The following is a 15426-nucleotide window of genomic DNA, read 5'->3' on the forward strand; positions in this document are numbered from 1 at the left end:
CTTTTTGAGGCCCTCAAGGAGCATTGATGTATGGCTGACCAACCGGCACGCGGCGAATTACGACTTCCGCTGAACGACCAGCTAGAAGCCGCGCTGCAGCAGGTATGTGAACAGCAGGATTTAACCAGCCTGGACGAAGCCGCCGAGTGGTTACTCCGTCGGCGCTTACGCAAAGGCACCCAAGGACTCACCGGCCGTGGCCGCGCCCTTTACCCCGTAGGGAGAAACCATTGATGTCGACCGCTTCCAAGCACCGCATGCCCTGCCCACATTGCGGCCACAACATGCGCGTCCGCAAAAGCCAGGCGCTGACACCGGTGTACCGCGAAGGGGAAGTGGAGTGCCGAAACGTGGAGTGCGGCTTTCGAGGCAAGGCAGGTTTCGAAATTCTTCACACCTTAGCACCTAGCGACATACCGAATCCGAATGTGGATCTTCCCTTCGCCCCTCGCTTACTCCGATTAATAAATATGGCCCTTAATCGAAAGGCCGCCAACGACGAACACTACGAGGAATCCGCTGATGAATAAGGTAGCCCACCTCCCCCTTCCACCAAGCCCCCAGACCCAGCCAGACCGTGCTGGCTTTGGCGCCTTACGCGCCGAGCTGCACAGCCGCGCCGCTGATCAGGATTTGGTTCAGGTCTGGGCCGATCTCCCCCACGCCGAGCGCCGCTTTGTGCTGAAAAGCGCAGGCCTGAAGGAAGACGCCACCGTGCAAATCCGTCAGCTCGCCAAGCCAGAGCGGGATGCCGTGCGGTCGTCTATTCACCGCATGAGCCGCTATGCCAGCGGCCTGAAAGACCAACTGAACAACCGCTCCCAACACCCAAGCGCTGAACTCGCCAGCCACGCCCGCCAAGCACTGGCCGAAGGGAACACTAAAGCCGCCCTGCACTGGCTCAGCCTGATCGAAAAGGGGGTCGCATGAACCTGGACGCCACCATGCACGGTCTCTACATCGTGAAAGCCCGCTTTGACTACCTCGCCAAGCAGTTAGAGCAGGCAGGTCATACCATGGCCGCCGAGGAGCTAAAGCGCGAAGCCCACCACTTCGGCTATCAGGTGACCCAGCTAGAGGGCGTCTTAGACGACTACAAAATCGATATTGCGGCCGTTCAGTTACCGCAACAGCCACCCCGCTTTATTGGTGTGGATAGGGGCGCCCAGGGCGGTGAACGTACTTGCTTTCATGAGGTGAAAGCGTGAGCGCGTTAGCCCTTGCCTTTCAGCACAGCTCTGGCACCAAGGATTGCTACACCTTTCTGCAGGTGCACTTTGAGCGTTTACCGTCGCTGGCGGAGAAGCTGGCCGAAGGTTATGTGTATGTCTCCAAACGTCATGGCCACGCCGCTGCTAACCGTTGGCTGCGCCGCAATGCGAAAGACCTCATCGACCCGGCCAGCACCTACTGTCGCTTTCCGGCCATCGCCGATGATTTAGAGCGCGGTTTTAACGCCCTGGTCAAGCGTGCCAACACGACCATCGAAGGCCTGAAAACCGCCTGCGAGTGGCTTTCCAGTGTGCAAGATCGGCTGGTGGTGCACGGCCTTAACGTGACCCACGACGATGAAGCGGTGATCAACCACGCCCAGGCACAAGCCACGGCGCTGGAACGTGAGCGCAGCAAGCTGATCGGCGGCATCGCCGAGCATAACCGTCGCCTGCGCCTGGGGTTATTGCCGCCCCCGCTAAACCTGAAAACGCCCAAGGCGCGCACCCTTTCCGGTCAGGCGAGGGAAGTCGCCCTGCAAATCGCCGATTCCCGCAATCCGTTAAGCCCGCCGCTGGGCGTCATTCCATTGATGGCAGTGTTCAACTGGCACCGTGCGCCGGTCATGAGCCTATCCGTCGTCAATGAAATGGCGCTCGTTAAAGCCCGTTACCGTGCACGCCTACACGACATCAATCCGCCCAGCCTCAAGCTTAAAAGCTCGGTGCAGTTGGCCAAGCTCACCGACCCCATTTGGTGGCGTCGGCAGTTGCGCCGCCTGGGCGGCCGCCGGTTGGAGCAAGTGCAGCGTGAAGCCCATCGTGTGCACAAACGCGCAGGCATTTACTGCAGCAACGTCACGCTCGACCGCCGCCGCGCACAGAAGAACCGCAACCGCGCCTTGCTGGAAGCGCTGGAAGCCATCAATCAGGAAGGTCAGGTTTACACTCTGGCAGAACTCGCCGAGCTGGGCTTATCGAACCCCGACCACCGCCGGGCAGAATTAATGCTGCGCATTAGCGACACCGAGGCGGAGTCCCGCCGTATGGGCCACGTGGGCATGTTTTACACCATCACCGCGCCCAGCCGCTTCCATCCGGTGATCTCTGAAAACAGCATCCGCAACCCGAAGTACAACGGCACCACCCCACGCGAAGCCCAAGCACACCTGCAGCAAGTGTGGGCACGTGCCCGCGCTGCCCTGGCCCGCGAGAACCTGGGGATTTACGGCATCCGTGTGGTGGAGCCACACCACGATGGCACGCCTCACTGGCACCTGTTGTTGTGGATGAAGCCGGAGCACACCCAGCGCGTCAACGAGATCTTGCGCAGCCACGCGGAAGCAGACACCCCCGAAGAGCTATTCGACCGCCAGGGCCGGAAGACCACCGCCCGCTTCAAGGTGGAAAAGATCGACTACCGCCGCGGTACCGCGGCGGGCTACGTGGCCAAGTACATCAGCAAGAACATCAACGGCCAGCAGTTCGTTCGTGATGGTGTGGAAAACGATGACAAAGACCGCTACGGCCATGAGCTGCAAAGCATCGCACCGCGCATTGAGTCGTGGGCAGCGGTGTGGGGTATTCGCCAGTTTCAGTTTGTCGGCCTGCCCAGCGTCACCGTGTGGCGGGAAGTTCGCCGCCTAAACGAAAAGCACATCGATGAGCTGGAAAGCTGGGAACAAGCCACCCGCCCGGATAAACGCATCGCCAGCCGTTTGGAACAGATCCGTAAGGCGGCCAACGCAGGCCAGTGGGATCAATTCTTACGCCTAATGGGCGGCCCCAACCTGCCCCGCAAACAGCGCCCCGTTAAACCCTGGACGATGCCCCGCGTGGATCTCGACCGTGCTGACTTCAGCCACGCCACCGGCGAGATGCACGAAGGCATCGAGGCCAAAGGCCGCCATGGCGAAAGCAAGCTGGGCACCTTCGGGATCGTCGTTACCGACGGCCGCGGCAACGAACACGAATACCTGACCCGCTTCTACAAGTGGGAAGTGCGCAGCAAGTCGCAACGCCACCAGGGGGTTTCGGGAGGCGGCGAAGCCGCGTCCCCTTGGACTCGTGTCACTAACTGTACGCAGGGGCCGGATATTCAGCCCCGCGAGCCATCCCCCGAAGAGCAAAAAGCCCAGCGCGAACGTCTCGAAGAGTGGAAGCGCTCAGAAATTTACCGGGCCGAAGCGGAAGACGCCTACCGCGAAGGCCAAGAAGCCAGAGAAGCGGCGCGAAAACTCTTCGCACCGCCACCCCAACACACCCAAAGCGAGGAAGAAGAGTTCTTCCCGCCTGAACTTTGCTAATGCCATGACCCATTTACTCATCGCCTGGGCGATTTTGTCCGCCCTCGGCACATTAACCGCCATCGCCTTAGTGCGCGGTGGCCAATATCGCAACGAAGAGAACAGTGAAGATGGCCGATAACGCCGACCGCGCCGCGGTCACCATCGAACTAAGCCTGGAAGCCTCGCTGGCCAACCGCGCCGTGCTGGCCACCCATGCCACTAACACCGAGTGCGACGACTGCGGATACGAGATCCCCGCCAAGCGCCGCAAAGCCGCGCCCTGGGCTACAACCTGCATTGAGTGCCAGGGCATTCGTGAAATGAGGGGGAAACATGTTCGCCAATCTTAATGGGGTTCTGATGATCGGCCTTTGGATCTTCGGAGTGGTAGTGGCGAAGGGCTTTTGGTCTACGTTCTTTTCGATAACGCTATTTCCCTATGCCTGGTATTTGGCAGTGGAGCACTTACTCAGATTTTGGGGTGTGATATGAGCCTACAAAAGGTAATAGACTGTGAAGAGCTAAAAGCCATCACCGGCTATCAACGGCCCGCCGATGCGGCGCGCTGCCTGCGCGAACAAGGTGTGGTCGTTTTTAACGGTAGACGCGGCCCCTGGACAACAATCGACCTAATCAACAAGGCGGGCGGCATTGAAACCGTTCCAGGAAAAGAACTAAGCCCTAGCGATATCTTATGAAAACACGCCCGCGAAAACACAGCCCCGACATACCGTCACACATTAATCAGTCAAAGCTTCCCAATGGCGTTTATTTTGATAAGCGCGGTCGGGGCCGTTGGTATGTTCAATATCGCGATGAAGCGGGCAAACTCAAAACCGAGCGGATCGCCGGGGCCGATGCCACACTGTCAGAGCTGCATCGAATCATGGAACAGCGCAGCGGCATTGACCGCCGCACACTGCGCTATCTGGCCAAACAATTTCACGAATCGGCACAGCTTAAAGAGCTGGCCATCAAAACCCAGAAAGATTATGAATACTGCAGAGCCATCGTGCTGGAAATACCTACCAAGTTGGGTAAACCGCTGGGAGATCTGCCCACCGCGCAATTCTCCCCGGCACTAGTGCAGCGATTAGTAGACAAGATCGCCGCCGAGGGCACACCCTCAAAGGCTAACCACCTATTGAGATACTTAGGTCGCCTTTTTCGCTGGGGAATTAACCGCGGTTACTGTGACAGCAACCCCGCACAGGGCGTTGAGTCAGCCAAAGAGCGCAAACAGCGCCGTTTGCCAGAGCTAGACACCATTGCTCGCCTAACCGAGTTTGCACGCGAACGTGGCCAGATGACCCGCAGTCAAAAAGGCGCTTGTGCTACGCACCTTTGGTTAGTCATGGAGCTGGCCTATATCTGCAGGTTACGGGGTATTGAAGTGATAACCCTCAGCGATGCCAACAGCACAGCCGATGGCGTGATGACCAACCGCCGAAAAGGCTCCCGTGATAATGTCGTCCGCTGGTATCCACGCTTAACGGCCGCTTGGAATGCTGCGATTGAACGCCGCGAGGCAATATGGAGCGCGAGAGGAACGCCAACACCCATGCACCCAGAGAGGCGCCCATTAATAGTGGCAACAGACGGCGGTTGGCTTCGAAAGTCTGGCCTAGACACGGCTTGGCAGAGGCTTATCAGGCTGGCCATTAGCGAGGGGGTAATTACCAAAGAAGAGCGCTTCGGCCTTCATGACCTAAAGCGTCGCGGCATCACCGACACCAAAGGCAACCGCCACGAAAAACAAGAAGCCAGCGGCCACCGTTCGGCATCCATGATGGACACCTATGACCTAAGCGTCCCGCTGGTTTATCATCCTGGAGAATACTAAAAAAGGTAATTTGAACTGTGAATCTAATAAGAAATAAACATCAAAAAAAAATTGATAACACGACACCTGTTATCGATCCAGGCTGCAAGCTGTGTGGTGAGACAAAGCCTTTAAGGCGATCACACATAATTCCCCGATCGTACTATCGAAATATAAAGAAAGGACAGGGACAGCTTCTCAAAGTTAAGGTCGATCAAGAAACCCGACCCACACTGGAAAATTCTGATCCAAAAGATAGGTTGCTTTGTCACGATTGCGAGCAATTCATTGACAAGAATTACGAGAAGGAGGGAACACAGCTCTTTAAGCCTCGAAGTAGTACTGTGGTGATGCCAGATTACATCAAAATAAAAAAATTTAAATACAGATTTATATACCTTTATTTTATGAGCATCCTATGGCGGGTAAGTGAGTCGAGTCTACCGCAGTATCAAAATCTCACACTAGGCGATTTTGCCCCAGTAGTTCGCGACTGCCTCCGACGAAGAAGTATAAGCTTAGATCATCAATTCCGTCTCGATCATTTTTTCAAAATCTGTGTTGTTAGAATCACAGGGGAAAGTAATAACATACCTGATAGTGTAATCAAAAATTGCATAATAGATATGACAATGGAGAAGGGAGATACATATCATGAAGGTATCATGTTTTTCTTTATGGTCGATGGTTTTTTGATTTGTTACTTAATAAAAGTTGAAAATAACCCTGAGCTTCAAAAGACCGCTCAGTACCTTTCACAGCTAGTGGATCGCTCAAGTATTAAAATACCAAAAGTTGATATATCAGAGCTAAGCGATATAAGTTCAATGTTTAACACACTCACTAAAAAGGTTTTAGAAGCGGGGCCACCAAAATAATCAAAATTAATTTATAAAAAAAAGCTCACTACCTATTAAATAAATAGCTAAAAAATCAATTCCATTCGGAAAATTATTTAAAAAATGAGGCGCCTAATGACAGATAGCAAGCTAACTGGATCTTTACTAAATAAAAACATTGAGGATCTAACCGAAGATGAGCTTGAAGCATTAAAACGATCAGCTAGCAATGAGCTGAGAAGGCGAACAATTGAGGATTTAGAGACGGTGGCTGAACAGTACGTTCATTTGTATGGCAAGTCAGAAGGAATAGATAGGATGGGGGAGGATCTGTGCAAACTTATTGCACCGAGAAAACACCCTGATGGCTGGGATGGTTTAGTTAGGCATCTTTTGAAAATCAGCGGTTAAAAAATTCAAAATAAAGATGCTGACCATACTCCCCGCTGGAAAATGAAGAATCCTGCAACGATTAGTCATTTTTTCGGTACGATTTCGGCAGTGGTCAGTTGAAAAAGGTGGCGAAAGCTCTTGATGATCTATGTAGAGTTCTACGTAAACGAAAAAGGCCACCTAGAAAGGTGGCCTTTTGAATTCTCTAACGTGTTGTTTTTACCACTCTTTCTAGTGGTGCCGACACCAGGAGTCGAACCCGGGACCTACTGATTACAAGTCAGTTGCTCTACCAACTGAGCTATGTCGGCGCTTCACGTTTTCTTGAGAACATGATTGCGTGGCTGCTAGGCTTTGCAATCAACAAGAAATCTTGTTGGAAATGGCTGGGGTACCAGGATTCGAACCTGGGAATGCCGCTACCAAAAAGCGGTGCCTTACCACTTGGCGATACCCCAGCAGTGTGGTGGCCAGAGACGGAATCGAACCGCCGACACGGGGATTTTCAATCCCCTGCTCTACCAACTGAGCTATCTGGCCGCTGCCAACGGTGCGTATTAAACTAAAAACGCCGCTTTCCGTCAACACCTTTGTGAAACTTTCTTGCGATACCGATGCTTAGAGGTCTTTTGTCCTGCGCCATCTCTGGCTCGGGCTTCTCTACACCCATATATAGAGCCACTGATGACGAGTCAGCTCTCTACCTAACCACCTCTCACTTAGAAGAGCAGGCCTTCGTTCATGCCTGCGTGGGTGGCACATAGCCTTCGGCTTGGTCGGTTTCCTGGTTGTCCAAAAAGCGCTGCATCTGCTCCATTAGGTACGCACGGGATTCGGGATCGAGCATGTTGAGGTGTTTTTCATTGATCAGGCGAGTTTGTAGTGACTGCCAAGCCTCCCAGGCAGGTTTCGAAACGGTGGCCTGAATCTCCTGACCTTGCTTACCCGGCAAGGGTGGGAATGGCAGTGCTTCTAGCTCTTTTTGGTACTTGCGGCAAAAAACGGTATTGCTCATAACGTACTCCTGATTCTGCGATTTCATTCAATGATCTTATCCCATCACTGGCAAACGCTTAAGCGTGCCCTGGTGTTGGGTTGAGGCTAAAGGGCGTTAGCTGGCTGAGCAACGTTTTGACGGGGGCTGCTAAGCCCAGCGCGGGGGGATGGTTAACGTCGTACCATACGCCGCTTTCGCGGACGCCGCCCAGCCTATCGCAGCTAACTGGCTGCGGGGTAATCTCTAGGCGAAAATGGCTGAAGGTGTGATAGAAGGTGGGCGATGCACTTTCACGCTCTGGGTTTACAGCGTTGGCTTCAAGCCAGTCGTTGAGCTCGCTGTGTTTCTCGAACTGCGGCAAACTCCATAAGCCACCCCATAAGCCACTAGGGGGACGCTTCTCCAACCACACTCGCCCTTCTGGGTCGCGTAGCATCAACATAATGGTTTGCCGTGTGGGCAATGCCTTTTTGGGTTTGGATTCGGGGTAGCGCTTTGGTTCGCCTTGAGCATAGGCCAAACAGACATCGTTAAACGGACAGCTTAGGCAGTCCGGAGTGCTGCGTTTACAGAGTGTGGCACCAAAATCCATCACTGCCTGGGTGTAATCCGCCAAGCGCTCTGTGGGAGTGTAGTACTCCGCCAGCGCCCACAGCTTTTGCTCTATCGCTGGCTTACCCGGCCAGCCAGGAACCGCATGCAGGCGAGTGAGCGAGCGTTTTACATTGCCATCTAAAATCGCGGCCCGCTTCCCTGTGCTCTGCGCAACGATAGCGCCAGCGGTGGAGCGTCCAATGCCTGGAAGAGCCATTAGGGCCTCAACGCTGTCGCAGGGCAGCTTTCCACTATGCTCCGCCATGGCCACCTGGGCAGCCTTATGCAAATTGCGCGCACGGGCGTAATAGCCCAGTCCGGTCCAGAGGTGCAGCACTTCATCCTGCGGTGCATTGGCGAGGCTTTCCAAGGTCGGAAAGCGCGTCATAAACCGCTCAAAATAGCCAATAACGGTAGCAACCTGAGTTTGCTGCAGCATGATTTCAGACACCCATACACGATAAGCGCTCCTCGGCGACTGCCACGGCAAATCATGGCGACCATGGCGATCAAACCAAGCGAGTAGGCGCTGCTGAAATTCACTTGCCGCCAGCCGCGGGGTGGGCATATCTGCCATGCACGCTCCTTAAACAGAAATTGGTATACGACAATAAAAAGCGCCGGCGGTTAGGCCGGCGCAGCACTGACTGTTTCGATGAGTGCATCCATTCACATCGCGCATCAATGCTCAGTTAAACAGTTTGCGCAGGCCGTCACGGAGTTCTTGACCGGCGCCCTCGCCCAGACGTTCATCCAGCTCATCTAAAGAGTCGCCTATCCGCTCCTCCAGCTCTTTGTTGACGCGATCCCCTGCTTCGTTGCGTAGCAAGTCGACAACAGCCGTCTGGAACATCTCACGATCAAAGCGGCACCACTCGGTGCGCTCATCGCCCAGATGGCCTTCGCAACGAACGGGCAGTGGCAGTTGTTCCAAGCGCGGATTAACTTCACAGGCCGCATCGGCAGTGTCGACCAAGCGAGCATTAGCGCGGGTATCAAAGTTCAAGCTGGTAAGGTTGAGTTCACCTTCGCCACTAACATCAATGCCGGGCAAGGTAATCAACAGATCGTCACTTTCTACTAAGCCGTTGCTGATTTGGAAGGTAGCATCAAAGCGCTCAAAACGAGTATCTGTGTGCCAGTCGCGCAGAGTTCCTTCACCTTCTAACTGGGCCACGAGCTCGCACATTTGCTGGGAAATGTTGGTATTTAAAATAGCGCCATCGTTTAGTCGGGCCATTAGCTCACCATTTAGATTGCTAATGAGTGATTCGCGAGTATTCCCCAGACTGGTAAGGTCACCAGATAAATCAATGCGTCCACGCAGAGGCGATGTTTCTTCGCCGCTGATCGTTTCAATCAATGGTGCCACCTGAACGTTGTTAATGTTCGGCGAAAGTGTCCATGCCATGACAGACTCGGTAGCATCAACTTGACCGGTGGCGCTAAGCTCACCGTCGTAAAAACCTGATTCAAACGCCGTTAACCGGTGTACACCGTTATTTCCTCTCAGCTGTAGCCGCGGGTTATTGAAGGTCAGACCTGCTAAGGCAAGAGTATCAACACTCAAATCACCCTCTAGCGTCAGGCCACTGAGAAGCGATTGCGGTATTAGCGTATTGGCATCCTGGGCAAAGGCTTTACGAAGCAAGCCGCGGCTAGCCTGTTTTGCGGTGGCTTCACCAGGCAGATAGCGATCTAGATCTAATTGGTCACCTGCCAAATCAAACGCTATGCGTGAGCCATCCAGCGCGGCCGATAGCTCACCGGTAAAGGTGCTGTCGTCCACTACCAACGAGAGGCTAGGTAACGAGAATTGCTCGGCATCACCTTCAATAGGGCTGGTCATGGCTACATCGCTAAGAGCAGCCTCACCTGCTGTGGTGAGCGTAACGCCAGCGCGGGCCAGCCAGGGGCGAAGCGTAAAGGGAGCCGCAGTCAGTTGGCCACGATAGCGGGGGGCATCACGTAGTTGCTCAACATTCAAATGCCCGCTGACTCTTAGGCCATCCGGACCGGTCAGATGGAGGTCTTTCAACTGCGCCGTTTGGGCCTGCCAATCACCCTCTAGGCCAAAAGCAAGCGCCAGCGCCAAGCTGCCCTGCCAGTTCTCAGCATTACGCAGGCCCGTTTCAAGCAAACCCTCTTTAATAGAGAGCTGCTGCTCGCCCATGCGGGCAATCAGCTCAGCGGCTTTTAGGCTCAGCTGTTGTGGCTCACTTTCTGCGCCCGATGTTGTGCGGGTACTCAGCGCCATATTTTCGAGTACGAACAGTTCATCCGCCAAGCCAAGCCGCACTCGCGTTTCAAGATTAATTTCACTGCTCAGGTCCGGAGCACGCTCCAAGACTTCGGCATCCAGTCGATTATGCTTGGTTAGCGTAAACATGGCCTTCAACGGGAAGGCACGCAGCGGATTAACATTGCTGCCCGAGATATTCAGTTGTTGCATACGCCACAGTGCTTCGGTTTGCGCATCACGGAAGCGAATATCAGCGTTTTTCACTTCAACGCTGGCGATGCTCAACACCACTTCTAGACTTCCTGCATCCGCATTGGGGCCTGCACTGGCAGGTGCCAATACCGTTTCAGCTGCGCCGCCATCACTCTGCTCTGAGAGCCGCTCTAACAGAGGTTCCCAGTTGCCTTCACCTTGAGCGTCGCGCTCGAGATTAAGGCGCATCCCATCTAGCGTAAGACCATCAACGGCAATTTCCCCACGCAGTAGTGGGCCAAATGCCACGCTCACCTCTGCGCGATCAATCGCGGCAAAGGCAGCACTATCTTCAGCCTGTTCGGGTAGCCAAGCTCGCGCCTTTTCTACGCTAACGCCAATACGGGGATAGAACGACCAGTTAATAGGGCCTTCCAGCGCTAAGTTAAGCCCGGTTTGCTCCTCAACGACAGCCGTTAAGCGTGGCTTGAAGTCTTCAGGATCTAGAAAGGTAGTCACATAGACAACGGCGGCAACTGCGACGATGGCAAGAATACCGACCGCTGCCAGCAAAATACGTAATAGCTGTTTCATTTACCCTTTCCCTTGTGGGTCTAACTCAACAAAATCGCTGGTGGCGGGCATCCCCGCCGCCTGAGTTTCCGGATTGGCCATTGGCCGGTAACCTAGCTTGGAGAGCAGCACGCGATCGGCCAGTGGCAAGCTGGACGTTTCGATCCGCAGTACGCGGCTTTCCTGTTTGGCTTGCTCGCCGAGCAGCGCCATTAAGCGAGAACCTACGCCACGACGGCGTGTGGTTTTGCGCACGCAGAGTTCTGACAGCCACCACGCCCGGTCTTCGCCCTCTTTTACAGCGACAGCGCCTAGCAGTCGGTCATTGAAAAGTGCACAGGCAAAAAAGTGCTGCCCTTTAAAATGTTGTTCGATAAATGGCTCCACAGTTGGGGTGGGCATGCGCTCCTGGGGCGCATCCTCATAGATGCGCATTAGGTCAAGGCGCACCTGTTCATCGGCCTCCCAACGGGCCTGGTCGACATGGTGCAGTGTCACCGGCATGGTGAAATCCTCTTCGCCAAAGCAGCTTGGCTGCTATTTCTGCCGCAATTGATTGCAGCTACATTTCGCGCATTGTAGCGGATGAGGGCGCCGATTCACTATAATGGTCGCTTCGCCACAGGTTATGTCCTGATCAAACGGTGGTAAGTTGATACAGAGCCACCGATTATTTCTCAGGATCATTACTCAGGGCTAGCCCTCAGAGTGCGCCTTAGCGCAGGAGATGCAACATGTCAGCGCGTATTGCCACGGTTAGCCGTGACACCAACGAAACGCAGATTAAGGTCAGCGTCAATCTGGACGGCGAAGGCCGTCTTAGCTGCCAAACCGGTGTTCCGTTTTTGGATCATATGCTTGATCAAGTTGCCCGCCACGGGATGATTGATCTCGACATCAATGCCACTGGCGACCTGCATATTGACGACCACCATACCGTAGAAGACCTGGGTATTACGCTAGGCCAAGCTTTTTTTAAAGCCATTGGCGATAAACGCGGTATCTACCGCTATGGTCATGCCTACGTCCCCCTTGATGAAGCGCTCTCACGGGTGGTTATCGACTTTTCAGGTCGGCCAGGCCTCTATATGAATGTTGAGTTCACTCGCGATACCATCGGTAGCTTGGATACCCAGCTGTTCTGGGAGTTTTTCCAAGGCTTCGTCAATCATGCCCGGGTGACGCTGCATATCGACAACATCAAAGGCTTTAATGCTCACCATCAGGCAGAAACGATCTTCAAAGCCTTTGGCCGAGCGCTGCGCATGGCCGTGGCGGAAGACTCACGTATGGCAGGCCAAATGCCCTCCACCAAAGGGAGCTTGTAATGCTGCGCTATGTGACGAGCTATGTGACGAGCGATGCCTCTAGCTACTACCCCTCTACCTCCACAAGGAGCGCTTCATGACCATTGCTGTGATCGACTATGGAATGGGCAACCTGCATTCTGTGGCCAAGGCGCTGGAGCATGTGACGCATGAGAATGTGGTCATCACCCGTGACCCGCGACGCATTCTTGGCGCGACGCGCCTGGTACTACCAGGCCAAGGCGCCATTCGTGACTGCGTTGGTGAACTTGAACGCACCGAGTTACGCGGGCTGGTAGACGATATTTTAACACGCCAGGCTAAGCCGTTACTGGGCATCTGCGTGGGTCAGCAGATGTTGCTGGAACGCAGTGAAGAGAATGGCGGCGTTGAGTGCCTGGGCTTTTTTAAAGGCAGTGTCGACCGTTTCCCTGGTGATATGCGCGACGACCACGAGCAGCGTTTGAAAGTCCCGCACATGGGCTGGAATGTGGTTGAACAGCATCACGACCACCCTCTGTGGGCAGGTATTGATAACCGTGAGCACTTCTACTTCGTGCACAGCTATTACGTGAATGCGGATGACGATACCCAGGTGTTTGGTACGACCCAATACGGCAAGGTAAGCGCCCATGTCGCGATTGGTCGTGACTCAACCTTCGCGGTGCAGTTTCACCCGGAAAAAAGCTCCCGCGCGGGCCTTCGCCTGCTTGAAAACTTTGTCACCTGGACGCCCTGAGAGGATTTTGTATGTTGGTAATTCCCGCTATTGATCTCAAAGACGGTCAGTGTGTCCGGTTGAAGCAGGGTCGCATGGAAGACGCGACCTCCTACGGCGATGACCCGGTGGCCATGGCGGCACGCTGGGTGGAGGCAGGCGCCCGCCGCCTCCACTTGGTGGACTTAAACGGCGCCTTTGAAGGCAAACCGGTGAACGGTGACGCCGTCACGGCTATCGCCCGCGCCTACCCCAAACTGCCGATTCAAATTGGTGGCGGTATTCGTAGTGCGGAAACTATTGAGCACTACTTAAGCGCCGGTGTTTCGTACGTCATTATCGGCACCAAAGCGGTGAAAGAACCCGCTTTTGTGGGCGAAATGTGCCGCGCCTTTCCGGGCCATGTGATTGTTGGACTTGATGCTAAAGATGGCTATGTCGCCACCGATGGTTGGGCTGAGGTCTCCACGGTTAAAGCCACCGAACTGGCCAAACGTTTCGCTAACGACGGCGTCTCCAGCATCGTCTACACCGACATTGCCCGCGACGGCATGATGCAAGGCGTTAACGTAGAAGCCACCGCTGCGCTTGCCCGTGAAGGCGGCTTGCCGGTGATTGCCTCGGGCGGTGTGACCAATCTGGACGACATCAAAGCACTCTGCGCAGTGGCCGATAGCGGCATTTTGGGCGCAATTACTGGCCGGGCAATTTACGAAGGCAGCCTGGATGTTGCCGAAGCACAGCGATTGAGCGACCAACTGACGGGAGGCGGTTTATGAGCCTTACCAAACGCATTATCCCCTGCTTGGACGTAGACGCCGGACGCGTGGTCAAAGGCGTTAATTTTGTCGGCATTCGCGATGCCGGTGACCCGGTAGAGATTGCCCAGCGCTATAACCAGCAGGGCGCCGACGAGATCACCTTTCTCGATATTACCGCCAGTCACGAAGACCGCGATACCACCGTGGAAATGGTTGAGCGTATCGCTGGCGAAGTGTTTATTCCTCTCACCGTCGGCGGCGGCATTCGAAGCTGTGACGATATTCGCACCATGCTAAACGCAGGAGCGGATAAAGTCTCGATCAACACCGCCGCGGTCACCAACCCTGAGTTTGTGCGCGAAGCTGCCGAGCGCTTCGGTAGCCAGTGCATTGTGGTGGCGATCGATGCCAAGCGCGTCTCGAAAGAGGGCGAAACGCCGCGCTGGGAGATATTCACCCACGGCGGCCGCCGCCCCACAGGCCTAGACGCCGTTGAGTGGGCAAAGAAGATGGTTGAATTCGGGGCAGGCGAACTGCTGCTCACCAGCATGGATCGCGACGGCACCAAGATCGGCTTTGATCTGGGCGTGACCCACGCGATTTCCGAAGCGGTTAGCGTTCCGGTGATTGCCTCAGGTGGTGTGGGCAACCTGGATCACCTGGTAGATGGCGTACTGAAAGGGGGTGCCGACGCGGTGCTTGCCGCCAGCATTTTCCACTTTGGCGAATACACCATCCCTGAAGCAAAGCGCTACATGGCCGAACGTGGTATCGAAATGCGGCTTTAGTCTTTAAGAACATAGTCTTTAAGAACATAGTCTTTACGAACATAGTCTTTACGAACGTAGCCTTTAAGACCTAAGCCTGCCGGGGCTTTAAGCCCCGGTATCCTCAAGCGATAAGCCAAGATTACTGATCCCACCGTTACGCCCTAATTCTCGAACCTCTTTTAGTGCCGCTTTATCCAAAGGTTCGCTGACCATTTCCAAAACGGCATCCTGAAAGTCGTTCTCGTCGGCCATCAACGGGTGGTCGCGAATAATCAGCGCCAGTTTCTGTGCGTCAACCTCGCCTTCAGTAAGCTCTATAAAGGCGCGCACGCCCGCTCGGGATGTGCGGCTAACATCCAGCACCGCCTCTGGGGAATCGCCTTGTAGGGTGTCCAGCAGCGCCGAGACCGATACCACTGCATCCAGAGCACGCCGAGCGCCAAAGCTGTCGTCCTCTTCGGAAGGCTCACATTCGGCGAGCTTCTCCGCTTGGCGAGCGAAGTCGATACTGGCATTGGGGACAATAAGCCGTTCCCACACCAAACTCAGCACGGTACGTAGCGTATGGCTATCGCCCTGGCCTGTGGTTTGCTCATACAGCACATAGTTCGGCAGCAAACGCTCACATAGCGCCGCCATAAAGGCTTGCTGGGCCGGTAGTGGGAGTTCTTGCAGCCGTAAGTAAAAGCCCTGGGGTTTCGGCACCATACTGATTTCCT

At 54.7% G+C, this 15426-nt stretch carries 19 protein-coding genes and 3 tRNA genes; 14 read left to right on the forward strand and 8 right to left on the reverse strand.

Annotated elements, in window-relative coordinates:
• The first annotated feature begins 30 nt into the window (after positions 1-30).
• The 10 genes from AC5TBW_RS15705 to AC5TBW_RS15750 all read left to right on the forward strand — a co-directional run bounded on the left by AC5TBW_RS15705 (position 31) and on the right by AC5TBW_RS15750 (position 6571).
• Positions 31-234, forward strand: a complete 204-nt coding sequence (locus tag AC5TBW_RS15705; protein ID WP_044627876.1) for a hypothetical protein — start codon at positions 31-33, stop codon at positions 232-234.
• The gene (locus AC5TBW_RS15710; protein ID WP_495509458.1) at positions 234-530 is read left to right on the forward strand and encodes an Ogr/Delta-like zinc finger protein; all 297 of its coding nucleotides are present in this window, start codon (positions 234-236) and stop codon (positions 528-530) included. The genes AC5TBW_RS15705 and AC5TBW_RS15710 overlap by 1 nt, the downstream gene beginning before the upstream one ends.
• Entirely contained in the window at positions 523-930 is a 408-nt protein-coding gene (locus AC5TBW_RS15715; protein WP_495509459.1) for a hypothetical protein, read from the forward strand. The genes AC5TBW_RS15710 and AC5TBW_RS15715 overlap by 8 nt, the downstream gene beginning before the upstream one ends.
• Positions 927-1208: a hypothetical protein gene (locus AC5TBW_RS15720; RefSeq protein ID WP_495509460.1), complete on the forward strand. Its 282-nt coding sequence runs from the start codon at positions 927-929 to the stop codon at positions 1206-1208. Before AC5TBW_RS15715 ends, AC5TBW_RS15720 begins: the two co-directional genes overlap by 4 nt.
• Positions 1205-3517 carry a replication endonuclease gene (locus AC5TBW_RS15725; RefSeq protein ID WP_495509461.1) on the forward strand — a complete coding sequence of 771 codons (2313 nt, stop codon included), beginning with the start codon at positions 1205-1207 and terminating at the stop codon, positions 3515-3517. The genes AC5TBW_RS15720 and AC5TBW_RS15725 overlap by 4 nt, the downstream gene beginning before the upstream one ends.
• Positions 3518-3627: 110 nt before the next feature.
• Positions 3628-3849, forward strand: a complete 222-nt coding sequence (locus AC5TBW_RS15730; RefSeq protein ID WP_495509462.1) for a TraR/DksA C4-type zinc finger protein — start codon at positions 3628-3630, stop codon at positions 3847-3849.
• Between the two features lie 138 nt (positions 3850-3987).
• Positions 3988-4197: a hypothetical protein gene (locus tag AC5TBW_RS15735; protein ID WP_495509463.1), complete on the forward strand. Its 210-nt coding sequence runs from the start codon at positions 3988-3990 to the stop codon at positions 4195-4197.
• A complete protein-coding gene (locus tag AC5TBW_RS15740; protein WP_495509464.1) occupies positions 4194-5342 on the forward strand; it encodes a site-specific integrase in 1149 nt (382 codons plus the stop codon). The genes AC5TBW_RS15735 and AC5TBW_RS15740 overlap by 4 nt, the downstream gene beginning before the upstream one ends.
• Positions 5343-5953: 611 nt before the next feature.
• Entirely contained in the window at positions 5954-6199 is a 246-nt protein-coding gene (locus AC5TBW_RS15745) for a hypothetical protein (RefSeq protein WP_495509465.1), read from the forward strand.
• Positions 6200-6295: 96 nt separating this feature from the next.
• Positions 6296-6571 carry a hypothetical protein gene (locus tag AC5TBW_RS15750; protein ID WP_495509466.1) on the forward strand — a complete coding sequence of 92 codons (276 nt, stop codon included), beginning with the start codon at positions 6296-6298 and terminating at the stop codon, positions 6569-6571.
• 217 nt (positions 6572-6788) lie between these two features.
• Here the strand turns inward: AC5TBW_RS15750 and AC5TBW_RS15755 are convergent.
• From AC5TBW_RS15755 to AC5TBW_RS15785, 7 genes are all read right to left on the reverse strand, one after another.
• A tRNA-Thr gene (locus AC5TBW_RS15755) sits at positions 6789-6864 on the reverse strand.
• Between the two features lie 72 nt (positions 6865-6936).
• Positions 6937-7011: transfer RNA gene (locus tag AC5TBW_RS15760), tRNA-Gln, on the reverse strand.
• A gap of 6 nt (positions 7012-7017) precedes the next feature.
• Positions 7018-7093, reverse strand: a tRNA-Phe gene (locus AC5TBW_RS15765).
• A 199-nt stretch (positions 7094-7292) separates the two neighbouring features.
• Positions 7293-7568 carry an oxidative damage protection protein gene (locus AC5TBW_RS15770; protein ID WP_008957624.1) on the reverse strand — a complete coding sequence of 92 codons (276 nt, stop codon included), beginning with the start codon at positions 7566-7568 and terminating at the stop codon, positions 7293-7295.
• Positions 7569-7626: 58 nt separating this feature from the next.
• A complete protein-coding gene (mutY, locus tag AC5TBW_RS15775; RefSeq protein WP_495509467.1) occupies positions 7627-8721 on the reverse strand; it encodes an A/G-specific adenine glycosylase in 1095 nt (364 codons plus the stop codon).
• 111 nt (positions 8722-8832) lie between these two features.
• Positions 8833-11172 (reverse strand): AsmA family protein, encoded by a 2340-nt coding sequence (locus tag AC5TBW_RS15780; RefSeq protein WP_495509468.1) that lies wholly within the window; start codon positions 11170-11172, stop codon positions 8833-8835.
• Positions 11173-11655 carry an acetyl-CoA sensor PanZ family protein gene (locus AC5TBW_RS15785; RefSeq protein WP_495509469.1) on the reverse strand — a complete coding sequence of 161 codons (483 nt, stop codon included), beginning with the start codon at positions 11653-11655 and terminating at the stop codon, positions 11173-11175.
• Positions 11656-11885: 230 nt separating this feature from the next.
• Between AC5TBW_RS15785 and hisB the strand changes: the two genes are divergently transcribed.
• The 4 genes from hisB (at position 11886) to hisF (ending at position 14725) form a co-directional block, all read left to right on the forward strand.
• A complete protein-coding gene (gene hisB / locus AC5TBW_RS15790; protein ID WP_495509470.1) occupies positions 11886-12479 on the forward strand; it encodes an imidazoleglycerol-phosphate dehydratase HisB in 594 nt (197 codons plus the stop codon).
• Positions 12480-12555: 76 nt separating this feature from the next.
• A complete protein-coding gene (gene hisH, locus AC5TBW_RS15795; RefSeq protein ID WP_495509471.1) occupies positions 12556-13197 on the forward strand; it encodes an imidazole glycerol phosphate synthase subunit HisH in 642 nt (213 codons plus the stop codon).
• Positions 13198-13208: 11 nt separating this feature from the next.
• Positions 13209-13955 carry a 1-(5-phosphoribosyl)-5-[(5-phosphoribosylamino)methylideneamino]imidazole-4-carboxamide isomerase gene (gene hisA / locus AC5TBW_RS15800; RefSeq protein WP_495509472.1) on the forward strand — a complete coding sequence of 249 codons (747 nt, stop codon included), beginning with the start codon at positions 13209-13211 and terminating at the stop codon, positions 13953-13955.
• The gene (hisF, locus tag AC5TBW_RS15805; RefSeq protein WP_008957631.1) at positions 13952-14725 is read left to right on the forward strand and encodes an imidazole glycerol phosphate synthase subunit HisF; all 774 of its coding nucleotides are present in this window, start codon (positions 13952-13954) and stop codon (positions 14723-14725) included. Before hisA ends, hisF begins: the two co-directional genes overlap by 4 nt.
• Before the next feature lie 87 nt (positions 14726-14812).
• Here the strand turns inward: hisF and AC5TBW_RS15810 are convergent, their stop codons facing one another.
• Positions 14813-15415 carry a YjaG family protein gene (locus tag AC5TBW_RS15810; RefSeq protein ID WP_495509473.1) on the reverse strand — a complete coding sequence of 201 codons (603 nt, stop codon included), beginning with the start codon at positions 15413-15415 and terminating at the stop codon, positions 14813-14815.
• Between the last annotated feature and the right edge of the window lie 11 nt (positions 15416-15426).

Source organism: Vreelandella sp. ssv, from assembly GCF_059448525.1.